General features: G+C 67.5%; 13 protein-coding genes. 9 read left to right on the top strand and 4 right to left on the bottom strand.

Annotated features, from left to right (window positions below):
- Positions 1–93: 93 nt before the first annotated feature.
- Positions 94–1,164, top strand: coding sequence for an AbrB family transcriptional regulator (locus FAS41_RS04770; RefSeq protein ID WP_138520483.1), 1,071 nt, complete (start codon positions 94–96; stop codon positions 1,162–1,164).
- Positions 1,165–1,342: 178 nt separating this feature from the next.
- The gene (locus FAS41_RS04765; protein WP_138520482.1) at positions 1,343–2,587 is read left to right on the top strand and encodes a flavin monoamine oxidase family protein; all 1,245 of its coding nucleotides are present in this window, start codon (positions 1,343–1,345) and stop codon (positions 2,585–2,587) included.
- Between the two features lie 139 nt (positions 2,588–2,726).
- On the opposite strand, the gene FAS41_RS04760 is transcribed toward FAS41_RS04765, so the two are convergent.
- Entirely contained in the window at positions 2,727–3,281 is a 555-nt protein-coding gene (locus FAS41_RS04760; RefSeq protein ID WP_138520481.1) for a TetR/AcrR family transcriptional regulator, read from the bottom strand.
- 88 nt (positions 3,282–3,369) lie between these two features.
- Between FAS41_RS04760 and FAS41_RS04755 the strand changes: the two genes are divergently transcribed.
- Positions 3,370–4,566 (top strand): MFS transporter, encoded by a 1,197-nt coding sequence (locus FAS41_RS04755; RefSeq protein WP_138520480.1) that lies wholly within the window; start codon positions 3,370–3,372, stop codon positions 4,564–4,566.
- A gap of 1 nt (position 4,567) precedes the next feature.
- Here the strand turns inward: FAS41_RS04755 and FAS41_RS04750 are convergent, their stop codons facing one another.
- Entirely contained in the window at positions 4,568–5,362 is a 795-nt protein-coding gene (locus FAS41_RS04750) for a LysR family transcriptional regulator (protein ID WP_138520479.1), read from the bottom strand.
- A gap of 112 nt (positions 5,363–5,474) precedes the next feature.
- Between FAS41_RS04750 and FAS41_RS04745 the strand changes: the two genes are divergently transcribed.
- Positions 5,475–6,200 carry an SDR family oxidoreductase gene (locus tag FAS41_RS04745; protein ID WP_138520478.1) on the top strand — a complete coding sequence of 242 codons (726 nt, stop codon included), beginning with the start codon at positions 5,475–5,477 and terminating at the stop codon, positions 6,198–6,200.
- Between the two features lie 117 nt (positions 6,201–6,317).
- Here the strand turns inward: FAS41_RS04745 and FAS41_RS04740 are convergent, their stop codons facing one another.
- Positions 6,318–7,550: an NADH:flavin oxidoreductase/NADH oxidase family protein gene (locus FAS41_RS04740; RefSeq protein ID WP_138520477.1), complete on the bottom strand. Its 1,233-nt coding sequence runs from the start codon at positions 7,548–7,550 to the stop codon at positions 6,318–6,320.
- A gap of 79 nt (positions 7,551–7,629) precedes the next feature.
- Here FAS41_RS04740 and FAS41_RS04735 point away from each other — a divergent pair, with 79 nt between their 5' ends.
- Positions 7,630–8,106: a MerR family transcriptional regulator gene (locus FAS41_RS04735; RefSeq protein ID WP_138520476.1), complete on the top strand. Its 477-nt coding sequence runs from the start codon at positions 7,630–7,632 to the stop codon at positions 8,104–8,106.
- Between the two features lie 214 nt (positions 8,107–8,320).
- Here the strand turns inward: FAS41_RS04735 and glcC are convergent, their stop codons facing one another.
- Complete coding sequence (glcC, locus tag FAS41_RS04730; RefSeq protein WP_138520475.1) at positions 8,321–9,091, bottom strand: transcriptional regulator GlcC; 771 nt, start codon at positions 9,089–9,091, stop codon at positions 8,321–8,323.
- A 258-nt stretch (positions 9,092–9,349) separates the two neighbouring features.
- Between glcC and glcD the strand changes: the two genes are divergently transcribed.
- Genes glcD through FAS41_RS04710 form a run of 4 tightly spaced genes read left to right on the top strand, consistent with a single transcriptional unit; the run spans position 9,350 to position 13,540 of the window.
- Positions 9,350–10,849, top strand: coding sequence for a glycolate oxidase subunit GlcD (glcD, locus tag FAS41_RS04725; protein WP_138520474.1), 1,500 nt, complete (start codon positions 9,350–9,352; stop codon positions 10,847–10,849).
- On the top strand, positions 10,849–11,889 hold the full coding sequence (glcE, locus tag FAS41_RS04720) for a glycolate oxidase subunit GlcE (protein WP_138520473.1): 1,041 nt from the start codon (positions 10,849–10,851) through the stop codon (positions 11,887–11,889). The genes glcD and glcE overlap by 1 nt, the downstream gene beginning before the upstream one ends.
- A complete protein-coding gene (gene glcF / locus FAS41_RS04715; protein WP_138520472.1) occupies positions 11,889–13,163 on the top strand; it encodes a glycolate oxidase subunit GlcF in 1,275 nt (424 codons plus the stop codon). The genes glcE and glcF overlap by 1 nt, the downstream gene beginning before the upstream one ends.
- A complete protein-coding gene (locus tag FAS41_RS04710; RefSeq protein WP_138520471.1) occupies positions 13,142–13,540 on the top strand; it encodes a heme-binding protein in 399 nt (132 codons plus the stop codon). The genes glcF and FAS41_RS04710 overlap by 22 nt, the downstream gene beginning before the upstream one ends.
- Positions 13,541–13,604 lie beyond the last annotated feature (64 nt).

Here is a 13,604-nt window from a genome sequence, read left to right as displayed (position 1 = left end):
TAAATTTCAGGAATGGATTCATGACTATTAGAAAATAGACTTGATCGATCCGGCTACCGATAATTTGCCCGTCTTCCCCGCCCGGAGCCGTCCGTGTCCAGTCGCCCTGCCCTGTCCGTCGCCCGCATTCCCGTCAGCCTGCAATGGTTGGCCCTGGCGCTCGGAGCCGCAGGCGCCGGGCAACTGCTGACCTGGCTCGGCATCCCTGCCGCGCTGTTCCTCGGGCCCATGCTGGTGGGTATCGCCTTTGGGGTCAGCGGCGCTGAAATCCGTCTGCCGCGCAGCGCCTTCCGCTTGAGCCAAGGCTGCATCGGCCTGCTGGTCGCCCACGCCATGAGCTGGTCGGTGCTGCAGGCAATGGTCGCATCCTGGCCGCTGATGCTCAGCGCTACCGTGCTCACCGTGCTGCTCTCCGGCGCCGTCAGCTACGCCATGGTGCGCTTCGGCGGCATTCCCGGCAGCACCGCCGCCTGGGGCACCGCTCCGGGCGGTGCGGCGGCCATGGTGTCGATGGCCGAAGCCAACGGCGCCGACCCGCGCGTGGTCGCCACCATGCAGTACGTGCGAGTGGTCTGCGTAGTCATGGCCGGCGCCCTGGTCGGCCGCCTGCTGGGCATCGAAGGCGGCGGCTCGGTGGTGCACAGCACACCAATCCTCGACACCGCCACCCTCCCCGACCTGATCAACTGCCTGCTGCTGATCTTCGTCTGCACCACCGCCGGCGCGAAGTTGCCGGCTGGCCCCCTGCTGGTGCCATTGGTGGCCGGCGCCGTGCTGCAACTGACCGGTGTACTGCAGATCACCTTGCCGCACTGGCTGCTGGCCACGGCCTACGGCGTCATCGGCTGCTACATTGGCCTGCGCTTCGACCGCGAAAGCCTGGCCTACGTTGGCCGCCACCTGCCGGCCATGATCGTCAGCGCACTCGGGCTGATCGCCAGCTGCGCGCTATTCGCCTGGGCGCTGGCGGCCATCACCGGGATGGACTTCCTCTCCCTCTACCTCGCCACCAGCCCCGGCGGCCTGGACGCCATGGCGATCATCGCGGTGGACACCCACTCCGACGTCGGCCTGGTGCTGGCAATGCAGACGCTGCGGCTGTTCGTGGTGCTGTTCACCGGCGTCTGGGTGGCTCGCCAGGTCATTCGCCTGAGCCACGCCTGAGTCTGGGTCTGGGTATGGCCCCGTAGGAGCGAGCTTGCTCGCGAATCGCCCGGCCTTGTCGCTGCCGGCTGACTCCATTCGCGAGCAAGCTCGCTCCTACAAAATGCGTCCACCCCTGACCTTGTGCCGGCGAACCCACCCCCGCTAAGGTCGTCGCTCTTTATCGAGCGAGACCGCCATGGATAGCCTTCGCCACCACCCCACCGTCTTCCACGTCACCCACTGGGGTGACGACCCGTTCAGCCGTGGCGCCTACAGCACCCTGCTGCCCGGCGGCACGCCGGAGCATCGGCGCCGGTTGGGCGAGGTCATCGGCGGCAAGCTGATGCTCGCCGGCGAAGCCTGCAATCCCGTCGCCCCGGCCATGACCCACGGCGCCTGGAACGATGGCCTGCGTGCCGCCGAAGTCGCCATTGAAAGCGGCGCCCGCCGAGTGGTAGTGATCGGCGCGGGCTTCGCCGGGCTGGCCGCCGCACGGCGCCTGCGGGAGGCTGGAATCGACTGCGTGGTGCTGGAAGCCCGCGACCGCGTCGGTGGTCGCGTCCACAGCATCACCCTGGGGCCGGTACGGGTCGACGAAGGCGCCGCCTGGCTGCAGCAGTTCGACGACAACCCGCTGGCCGCCCACGCCCAGCACCTCGGTCTGCCGTTGCGGGAAACCGATTTCGGCCAGCCCCTGGCCGCGGCGGCGGATGGTCCGGTGCCGGACATCGACGCAGCCTGGGAAGCCTTGCGCGCCGGAATCGACCGCCGCCTGCCGCTGGCGGACGGTGTCACGCGCTATCTCGAAAATTGCGATGAGCCAACTCGCCGCGCCACCCGTTTCGCCCTGGACGCCAACCTGATCCTGGAAGCCTGCCTGCCGCTGGAATCGCTGTCGGTCGCTGCGCTGGACGAAGAAGGCGTCGGTGCCGGCGACCGTTTCCTGCCGCAGGGGTATTCACAGCTGGTCGAGCAGCTCGCCGCCGGGCTGGATATCCGCCTCAACCGGCCGGTGAGCGCCATCGACTGGTCCGACTCGCCGGTTCGCGTAGACGACGAGGTCGCCGACTTCTGCATCTGCACCGTACCTGTCGGCGTGCTGCGCGATATTCACTTCAATCCGCCTTTGCCACCCGCGCAGCAGACTGCGCTCGACCACCTGGGCATGGGGCAACTGGAGAAAGTCGTGCTGCAATTCGACGAGCGCTGGTGGCCGGTGTCGCCGTCAGGTTACCTGCGCTGGTACGACACGCCGGCCAGCTTCGGCGAGTGGCTGGACCTCACCGACGCCGTAGGCACGCCGACCGTTGCCGGGCTGATCGCGGCGGATGCGCTGGAGCGGGTGTTTGCCGGGCGTAGCGATGAGGAAATTGCGCATGCGGCTTGCAAAGCTCTGCAAGCGTGGGCAGATGCCATTCGAAACAACGGCGCTGACCTGTAGGAGCGCCGAACTGAAACGCAGGATGGGTGGAGCCTAGGCGATACCCATGCTGCCGGTGCCGGGATCGATGGGTATCGCTGCGCTCCACGCCATCCTACGAATACGTCAATGGCAGGCGCGGAGCTTGCCCACGAATCCGTTACAACCCTTCCAGCGTCAAATCGACCAATCGCTCGACATAGGCCACTTCCAGTTCCTCGCCGGAAAACAGGATGCGATAGACCAGCGGCGCCATCAGCCGATCGACGATGCGGTCCAACTCCGGCAGCTTTTCGCCGCGCTCCCTGGCGCGCAGCAGGATGATGTCGAACTGGCCGCAGGCGATGGCCATGCAGCGCCCCGAGCAGCCGCCGCCGGCCGCCAGCAGGTCGAGCACCACCGCACGGCCGGGCACCGAGGCCGTCTCTTCCATGTACTGCTCGCCCCAGGCCAGCAGGTCGCCGCGCAGGCTACCGGTGTCGGCGGGTTCGGCATCCGGACGGATGCGCTCCAGGGCGACGTCGCCCAGCAGTTCGCTGAGATCGCCCCAGCGCCGGTAGATCGTCGAGGGCGTGACGCCAGCGCGTGTGGCGATCAGCGGCACCGTCAGTTCGGCGCGGTCGCGCTCCTCAAGCAACTCCTGCACAGCCTTGTGCACAGACGCCTGTACCCGTGCGCTGCGGCCGCCCGGTCGAACACCCTGATTGATTGCCATAAGCACCTTAAAGCAAAGAATTTGCTTTTATCCCGAAACGGGTCCAGCATCTCGCAAAAGCAAAATCTTAGCCTTTGCGAGCAGAATCATGGCACAGACCACACCCAAAAGCGCGTTCGGCGTTTTCCCGGCGCTGCTGCTGACGGCCATCCTCATGGCCTTCCTCGCCGCCGCCGCGGCGCCCACGCCGCTCTATGCGCTGTACCGCGAGTCCTGGCAGTTTTCCCCCGCCCTGCTGACGCTGGCGTTCAGCATCTACGCCGGCGGGCTGATGCTGGCACTGCTGGTGTTCGGCTCGCTGTCGGACTACCTCGGCCGTCGCCCGCTGATCCGTGCGGCGCTGATCATCGAGTTGCTGGCGATGAGCGTTTTCCTTTACGCCAACTCGGTGGAACTGCTGATTGCCGCGCGCCTGCTGCAAGGCTTCGCCACCGGCATCGCCACCGCCGTGCTGGGCGCCGCCATGCTGGATATCGACCGCGAGCGCGGCCCGCTGATCAACAGCGTGGCGCCCATGCTCGGCATGGCGCTGGGCGCCCTGGGCAGCAGCGCCCTGGTGCAGTTCGGCGGCGACCCGCTGCACCGCGTCTACGTCTGGTTGCTGGTGGTATTCGCGCTGGCACTGATGCTGCTGCGCTGGTTGCCGGAGAGTGTCAGCCCGCAGCCCGGCGCCTGGGCCTCGCTGAAGCCGCGCATCCGCATTCCCCCGCAAGCGCGCCGGGCGTTCTGGAGCGTCGCGCCACTCAACGCCAGCCTCTGGGCGCTGGGCGGTTTCTACCTGTCGCTGGGGCCGACCCTGGCGCGGCAGGTGACGGGCCTTCAGGTCCCGATGATCGGCGGCGGGCTGGTGTCGCTGCTGTGCTTCTGCGGCGCCGTGGCGATCTTCGCCCTGCGCAACCAACCGGCGCCGGCGATCCTGCGTCGTGGCGGCCTGGCGCTGATCTTCGGCCTGCTGGTCACCCTGCTCGGCGTGGACAGCGCCAACCTCTGGCTGTTCTTCCTCGGCACCGCCGTCGCTGGCCTGGGTTTCGGCGGCGCCTTCCTCGGCGCGTTGCGCTCGGTGGTGCCACTGGCCCATGCCCACGAGCGTGGCGCGCTGATGGCAAGCTTCTACGTGCTGAGCTACCTGGCCTTCAGCGTGCCGGCGATTCTTGCCGGGCTGGCGATCCAGCGCTACGGCCTGATCGCCACCACCAACGGCTATGCGAGCCTGCAGATTCTTGCGGCGTCGCTGGTCCTGCTGCTGAGCCTGAGCTCGCCCGCCGCGCAAAAGACCCAAGCCTGAGTCAGGCCGCCTCGCGGGCTCGAAGGAAGTCATAGAGTGCTCGTACCGCCGGCTGCTCAAGCGCCTGGGCAGCGTGGCAGAGGCCGATGCGGCGCACCGGTAACGGCAGGTGCAAGGCCCCGGTCCTGACAGCCGGAGCACCGCTCAGCAGCGAAGCGGGAAGAATCGCCGCGCCCAGACCGGCGCTGACCAGCCGCAGTGCCAGGTTCAGGCTGCTGGCCTGCGCCACCACCGCCGCGCTGCCATAGGCTGACATCAGTCGCTGATGAGACGGGTGCGACGGGCAGGTGATCCACGCGTCAACTTGCACACCCTCTTCGCCGGGCGGCAACGCCACTACGTAGGGGTCGTCCCACACCGGAACGAAGAGTTCGTCCTCGCAACAGAACTCCTCCGCCGCCAACCGCGCTTCCCCCACGCAGCCTTCCTCCAGGTGCAGTTGCAGGTTGGGAATCGCCTGCAGCGCCAGACTGACAAAGCGCTCGATCTGCTCGCCACTGATATCCCCTTCCACGCCCAGGTGCAGCGGCTGCCGCTCCGACGACTGGCGGAACAGGTTGCGCAACCCCTCCGCCTCGGCCAGCAGGGCACGGGCTCGCGGGTACAAGGTGCGCGCCGCCTCGCTGACATCCACGCCGCGCGGCTGACGCAGGAACAGCTCGGTGCCCAGGCTCTCTTCCAACTGGCGCACGGTGGCGGACAGCGTCGGCTGGCTGACGAACAGGCGCTGGGCGGCGGCGGTGATGTTGCGCTCTTCGAAGACGGCGACGAAGGCGGCGAGCTGTCGAATATCCATAGGAAATCCCGATACCAGACACAGGAATAAGCCATTTTTCAGGCGATAACTCCCTAAATATACTTCACTGCATCGTCCAGGCATCCAGATTTTCGATCTCAGGAGAACCACCATGAGCAAGCCACTGATCATCGTCACCGGCGCCAGTTCCGGCATCGGCGAAGCCACCGCCCGCCTCTTTTCCCAGCAGGGTCACCCGCTGCTGTTGCTGGCCCGGCGCATTGACCGCCTGGAAGCGCTGAAGCTGCCCAACGCGCTGTGCCGCGCCGTGGACGTGACCGACCGCGAGGCGCTGGTCGCCGCCGTGGCGGAAGCCGAGAAGCGCTTCGGCCCGGCCGACGCGCTGGTGAACAACGCCGGTGTGATGCTGCTGGGCAACATGGTCGAGCAGGACCCGGCCGAATGGGAGCGCATGCTCGACGTCAACGTGAAAGGCCTGCTCAACGGCGTGCATGCCGTGCTCAAAGGCATGGTCGAACGCAACCAGGGCACCGTGATCAACGTCAGCTCGGTCGCCGGGCGCAAGACCTTCCCCAACCACGTGGCCTACGTCGGCACCAAGTTCGCGGTGCACGCCATCTCCGAGAACCTGCGCGAGGAAGTCGCGGCGCATAACGTCCGTGTCGTCACCATCGCCCCCGGCGCGGTGGAGACCGAACTGCTCAGCCACACCACGGACGAGGCGATCAAGAGCGGCTACCAGGACTGGAAGCGCGACATGGGCGGCAAAGTGCTCAGCGCCGAGGACGTGGCCAACGCCATCGGTTACGCCTACAACCAGCCGCAGGGCGTATGCATCCGCGAGATCGTGCTGGCGGCGACGCGGCAGCAGGCTTGACCGCTCCTACAGCCCCGTAGGATGGGTGGAGCCTAGGCGATACCCATGCTGCCAATGCGGCAGGAGTCGATGGGTATCGCTTCGCTCCACGCCATCCTACGGGAACAACGAACCTGATCAGTTGGTCTGCCGCGCCGCCCAGCGGCGGTACTGTTTGGCCCGACGCAGCGTACGCCACTGTTCCATCACCAGCGTGCGCCACGGCGAAGCCTGCGGGTTGGGCGCACGTCGGGCGCCGATGCGGTGCAGCTGCAGCTTGACCAGCGCCATGTAGGCCAGCGCCGCCAGCGGCTTGGAGCGCCAGCGGATCGGCGGCAGTTCCGGCTGGCTCTGGCTGCCACGCTGCCAATGCAAGACCAACTGCGGTTCCAGCGCCAGGGCGGTGCCGATTCCAACCATTTCCAGCCCGCTGTCCAGCACCTGCTCCGCCACCGGCAGGCGACGGATGCCCCCGGTCACCATCAGCGGCATGCGCGCCGCGTCACGCATCTCGCGAGCGAATTCGAGGAAGTAGGCCTCGCGCGCCAAGGTACGGCCGTCACGGGCGTCGCCCTGCATGGCCGGCGCCTCGTAGCTGCCGCCGGACAGCTCGACCAGGTCGACCTGCTCGTCGTTCAGCCACTCGATCACCTGGCGCGCATCGCTGGCGTCGAAGCCGCCGCGCTGGAAATCGGCGGAGTTGATCTTCACCCCCACGCAAAACTCTGAGGACACTTCGGCGCGCACCGCGCGGACGACCTCCAGCAACAGCCGCGCGCGGTTCTCCAGCGAGCCGCCCCAGCGGTCCTGGCGTTTGTTGGCCAGCGGCGAGAGGAACTGGCTGAGCAGATAGCCGTGCGCCGCGTGGATCTGCACGCCGGTGAAGCCGGCCTGCTCCGCCAGCTTGGCGGCGCGGACGAAGCGCTGGATCACCTCGGCAATATCGCCTTCGCTCATCTCGCGGGCGACGGCGAACAGCTTGGAGAACTTGCCCATCTCCAGCGGCACCACCGACGGCGCGATGGCGCCCTGGCCGAGATTGGTCTGCACCTGGCGACCGGGGTGGTTGAGCTGCAGCCAGAACTGCGCGCCACGGGAACGGCCGATGCGCGCCCATTCACGGAAGCGCTCAAGATGCCGGTCGTTTTCCAGCACTACCCCGCCGGGGCCGGTCATGGCGCGGCCATCGATCATCACGTTGCCGCTGAGGATCAGGCCGACACCGCCGTCCGCCCAGGCCTGGTAGAGGCGCAGCAACGCGGCTGAGGGCGCCTGGTCGGCGTCGGCCATGTTCTCTTCCATGGCGGCCTTGGCGATGCGGTTGGGGACTTCGCCGCCGTTGGGCAGGCGCAGGGGCTGGAAAGGCGACATGAGGCAACTCCGAGGTTGTGGTGCGAGCAAGGCTAAGTTTAAAGTTCACTTCAAGGTCAAGCCCCTTTCGGAGCCCAGCATGAAAATCGGTGAACTGGCCAGTCTCAGCGGCCTGGCTCCCTCGCGTATCCGTTTCTACGAAGCCAGTGGGCTGATCGCCCCGGCGCGGCGCCTGGCCAACGGTTACCGCGCCTATCCGCCGGAAACCCTCGACCTGCTGGAGATCATCCGCAGCGCCCAGCAGACCGGCTTCAGCCTGGAAGAAATCCGCAGCCTGCTACCGCACTCCAATCCCATCGAGAACGGCCACGGCGAACTGGTCGCCGGCCTGCGCCGCAAGGTCGCGGAGATCGAGGTGATGGAGCAGCAGTTGCGTCAGAACCGTTTACGCCTGCTGGAAGTGATCGACGGCATCGAGAACAAACCCGAGGGCATGGGCTGCGCGGCGAATGCCGAACGCATGCTGGCGGAGATGCGCGAGCGCAAGGCGCGCGATGGGCGGACAAAGCCCGCCACTTCGACAAAGCGCACCGAGTCAGCGCCACACGACAGCTAGAGCAGGCGCCGATGCCCCTGTAGGAGCGAGCTTGCTCGCGAACCGCACAGCAGCGGCGCAGCAGGATGGAACCGTTCGCGAGCAAGCTCGCTCCTACGAAGAGCCAGAAACGTAGGGCGGATAACCTGGAACAGGTTATCCGCCGCACGCCTCCGGAACGGCGGATAACGCTGCCGCCTTATCCGCCCGACGATTGCATCACGCGCGGAAGCCGTTAATTCCACCCTTCCAGCCGCAAGGTCGCGCGCACCAGACGCTGTTCCTCCTGCTCGATCTCCCGCAGGTTATCCCTCACGCCGTGGATATGTTCACGAGCGGCACGCTGCGCCTGCTCCGGCTGGCGCTCGCAGAGGGCGCGGTATAGCCGCGCATGCTGGCGGTCGATCTGGCGCTTCTGCGGTGGCCGGTTGTAGAGGTTGTTCACCGAGGCGAACACGGTGCTGAGCATCAGCTCGTTGAGCGACTGCAGCGTGTGCACCAGCACCGGGTTGTGCGAGGCCTCGCTGATGGCCTGGTGGAAGGCGTGATCGCGCCGCGCATGTTCGCGCGGGTCCAGTGGTTGCGGCTCGTCGAAGGCGGCATGCATCTCCTCGAAACGCCGGCCGATCAACAGCAGGTCGACCTCGGTGGCGCGCAAGGCCGCGAGGCGCGCGGACTCCCCCTCCAGCAGCGCGCGCACTTCCAGCAGGTCGTAGAGCGTGCGCGGCTGCGAGCGGAACAGGTGCAGCAGCGGCGATACGTCTTCGCCGCCGTTCAAGTCGGCGACGAACGAACCGCGCCCCTGTTCGGTATCGACAATGCCGCGCCCGCGCAGTGCGCGCAGCCCTTCACGCAATGCCGAGCGCGAACAACCGAGCTTCTCCACCAGGCGCCGCTCCGAAGGCAGCGCCTGGCCGACCTTGAGCACGCCATCGACGATCAGCCGCTCGATCTTCTCGGCCACCTGGTCGGCGACGCGCTGCTTGCCCTGTGCATAAGTCGTCATGGTGGGGCTCCAGTACTGCTGCTTTGGGAACTGGTAGGACCAGCAGGTCCGCACCTGCCTGGCTATCCAGAACCCTAGCTTTCAGGACAGGAGCTTTCCAGTGCACGCCCGTACAAGAACTGGTAGGACCAGTGCCAATGCCTGTGGACGTGGCCCGACCGGCGGTCGCATTTTCACCGTGCCGTGGCTCCACACGACCGCTTGGCGGGCGTGAACCTTACTGTCCAAACAAGAATAAGATCAGAGCACCGTCAGCCTATGAATATCCTCTACGACGAGCGCGTCGACGGCGCGCTGCCTGCCGTCGACAAGTCCGCCCTGCTGGCCGAGCTGCACGCAGCGCTGCCCGACCTCGAACTCCTGCACACCGCCGAAGACCTCAAGCCCTACGAATGCGACGGCCTCTCCGCCTACCGCAGCGTGCCGATGCTGGTGGCGCTGCCCGAACGCATCGAGCAGGTGCAGGCGCTACTCAGGCTCTGCCATGTGCGCAAGGTGCCGGTGGTGGCGCGCGGCGCGGGCACCGGGCTTTCCGGCGGCGCATTGCCGCTGGAGAAAGGCATCCTGCTGGTCATGGCGCGCTTCAATCGAATTCTCGAAGTAAACCCACAAGGGCGTTTCGCCCGCGTACAGCCAGGGGTGCGCAACCTGGCGATCTCCCAGGCCGCCGCGCCGCACGGCCTGTACTACGCACCCGACCCGTCCTCGCAGATCGCCTGCTCCATCGGCGGCAACGTCGCCGAGAATGCCGGCGGCGTGCATTGCCTGAAGTACGGCCTGACCGTGCACAACCTGCTCAAGGTGGACATCCTCACCGTCGAGGGCGAGCACCTGACCCTGGGCAGCGACGCCCTGGACAGTCCCGGTTTCGACCTGCTGGCGCTGTTCACCGGCTCCGAGGGCATGCTCGGCATCGTCACCGAGGTCACCGTCAAGCTGCTGCCCCGCCCGCAGGTGGCGCGAGTGCTGCTGGCCAGTTTCGATTCGGTGGAAAAGGCCGGCCGCGCGGTGGCCGACATCATCGCCGCCGGCATCATCCCCGGCGGGCTGGAGATGATGGACAACCTGTCGATCCGCGCCGCCGAGGACTTCATCCACGCCGGCTACCCGGTGGACGCCGCGGCCATCCTGCTGTGCGAACTGGACGGCGTGGAAGCCGACGTGCAGGACGACTGCGAACGCGTCGACGGCGTGCTGCGCGCAGCCGGTGCCACCGACGTGCGCCTGGCCTGCGACGAAGCCGAGCGCGTGCGCTTCTGGGCCGGGCGCAAGAACGCCTTCCCGGCGGTGGGACGCATCTCGCCGGACTACTACTGCATGGACGGCACCATTCCACGCCGCGAGCTGCCGCGCGTGCTGCACGGCATCGCCGAGCTGTCGGAGGAATTCGGCCTGCGCGTGGCCAACGTGTTCCATGCCGGCGACGGCAACATGCACCCGCTGATCCTCTTCGACGCCAACGTACCCGGCGAACTGGAGCGCGCCGAGGCCATCGGCGGCAGGATCCTCGAACTCTGCGTGGCGGTGGGTGGCAGCATCACCGGCGAGCACGGCGTGGGGCGCGAGAAGATCAACCAGATGTGCGCGCAGTTCAACAGCGACGAGCTGACCCTGTTCCACGCCGTGAAGGCGGCGTTCGACCCGGACCGCCTGCTCAACCCCGGCAAGAACATCCCGACGCTGCACCGCTGCGCCGAGTTCGGTGCGATGCACGTGCACCACGGCCAACTGCCCTTCCCCGACCTGGAGCGTTTCTGATGGCCGACGCCAGCGCCGACCTGCTCGAACAGGTGAACCAAGCGCTCAGCGCGCGAACACCGTTACGCATTCGCGGCGGCGACAGCAAGGCCTTCCTCGGCAGCCCGGTCAACGGCGTGGAGCTGGACACGCGCCCCCACTGCGGCATCGTCAGCTACGACCCGACCGAACTGGTGCTCACCGCCCGCGCCGGCACGCCACTGGTGGAGATCGAAGCGGCGCTGGAGGCCGCCGGGCAGATGCTGCCGTGCGAACCACCGGATCACTCCGGCGCGACCTTCGGCGGCGTGGTCGCTGCCGGGCTCTCCGGACCGCGACGTCCCTGGTCTGGCTCGGTGCGCGACTATGTGCTGGGTACGCGGCTGATCACCGGCCACGGCAAATTGCTGCGCTTCGGCGGCGAGGTGATGAAGAACGTCGCCGGCTACGACCTGTCGCGTCTGCTGGCGGGCAGTTTCGGCTGCCTGGGGGTGATCACCGAAGCCTCGATGAAGGTGCTGCCCAAGCCGCGGATGTGCGCCAGCCTGCGCCTGGAAATGGACGTTCACCAGGCGCTGGGGGAGCTCGCCGAATGGGGTGCGCAACCCATCCCGATCACCGCCGCCTGCCATGACGGCTCGGCGCTGCACCTGCGCCTGGAAGGCGGCGAAGGCTCGGTGTGTTCCGCACGCCTGCGCCTGGGCGGCGAGGACATCGACAGCGGCTACTGGCAGGACCTGCGCGAGCAGCGCCTGGGCTTCTTCGCCGGCCCCGGCACGCTCTGGCGGCTGTCACTGCCCAACGCAACGCCGGCTCTGTCCCTGCCGGGAGACCAATTGATCGACTGGGGCGGTGCGCAGCGCTGGCTGAAATCCGATGCGGACGCCGAACTGATCCGCCACAGCGTCGCCGAAGTCGGTGGCCATGCCCTTCGCTACACGCCGGGCGACGACGGCTTCCACCCGCTGCCCTCCTCCCTGCTGCGCTACCACCAGAGCCTCAAACGGCAACTCGACCCGCAGGGCATCTTCAACCCCGGCCGGATGTACAGGGAGCTCTGATGCAAACCAACCTGAGCGAACAGGCCAAGCACCTGCCACGCGCCGAAGAGGCCGAGCGCATCCTGCGCTCCTGCGTGCATTGCGGCTTCTGCACCGCTACCTGCCCGACCTACCAGTTGCTGGGCGACGAACTGGACGGCCCGCGCGGGCGCATCTACCTGATCAAGCAGGTGCTCGAAGGCACCGAACCCAGCGCCAGCACCCGCGAGCACCTGGACCGCTGCCTGAGCTGCCGCAACTGCGAGAGCACCTGCCCTTCCGGCGTGGATTACCACAACCTGCTGGACATCGGCCGCGCGGTCGTCGAACAGCAAGTGCCGCGCACCTTCAGCGAGCGCGTGTTGCGCCGTGGCCTGCGTGCGGTGGTGCCGAATGCCGCGCTGTTCGGCGCACTGGCCAAGGCCGGGCGAACCTTCTACCCACTGCTGCCGGAAACCCTGCAAAGCAAGCTGCCCCGGCATCCGCAACCGCCAGTGGAGCGCCCGAAGCCGCGCCACACGCGGCGCATGCTGATGCTCGAAGGCTGCGTGCAGCCAGCGCTATCGCCCAACACCAATGCCGCGGCCGCGCGGGTGCTGGATCGCCTCGGTATCAGCCTGATCCCGGCCGCGGACGCCGGCTGCTGCGGCGCTGTGGACTATCACCTGAATGCCCAGGAGCAAGGTCTTGAGCGCGCACGCCGGAACATCGACGCCTGGTGGCCGTCCATCGAAGCCGGCGCCGAAGCCATCGTGCAGACGGCCAGCGGCTGCGGTGCCTTCGTCCGCGACTACGGCCATCTGCTGGAGCGCGATGCGCAGTACGCGGCCAAGGCCCGGCGGGTCAGCGAACTGTCCCGCGACCTGTCCGAAGTTTTACGCGACGAGCCGCTGGAGGCGTTGCACCTGCACGGCGACCGACGTCTGGCCTTCCACTGCCCGTGCACGCTACAGCACGCGCTGAAGCTCGGCGGTGCGGTGGAAGGCGTGCTCACGCGCCTGGGATTCAGCCTCACCGCCGTGCCGGACGGCCACCTGTGCTGCGGCTCCGCCGGGACCTACTCGCTGACGCAGCCGGAACTGTCCCGGCGTCTGCGCGACAACCGCCTGCAAGCACTGGAGAGCGGCAGCCCCGAGGTCATCGTTACCGCCAACATCGGCTGTCAGACGCACCTGGGCGGCGCGGGACGCACGCCGGTGCGGCACTGGATCGAACTGGTGGAACAGGCATTGGCCGACGCGCCACAAACCCACTCCCAAGGCGAGGTGGAAACATGCTCAGCAAAGCCGTTCTGACCCAGCGGGAAGTCGGCCGCATCCTTGCCGCCGCACGAGACGAAGCGCTGCGCAATCAATGGGCAGTCTCCATCGTGGTGGTCGATGACGGCGGCCATCCACTGGCCCTGGAGCGCCTCGACGGCTGCGCGCCGGCCAGCGCCTACATCGCCACCGAGAAGGCCCGCAGCGCAGCACTGGGCCGGCGCGAAACCAAGGGCTACGAGGACATGGTCAACGGCGGCCGCACGGCCTTCGTCACGGCACCACTGATCACCTCGCTCGAAGGCGGCGTGCCCGTCGTGCTGGACGGACAGGTGATCGGCGCAGTGGGCGTTTCCGGGGTGAAAGCCGGCGAGGATGCTCAGGTCGCCAGCGCCGGAGTGGCAGCGCTTTGAAAGCGCTTGCACGGCGCTGGCGACAGGTGCCCACAGGCCCGGTCGAGGTCGTCGTCGGCTTCAA

This window comes from Pseudomonas nicosulfuronedens (assembly GCF_005877905.1).
GTDB classification, from domain to species: domain Bacteria; phylum Pseudomonadota; class Gammaproteobacteria; order Pseudomonadales; family Pseudomonadaceae; genus Pseudomonas; species Pseudomonas nicosulfuronedens.
The sequence above is the reverse complement of the archived record's forward strand: the minus strand, read 5'-3'. Positions and strand labels throughout refer to the sequence as shown.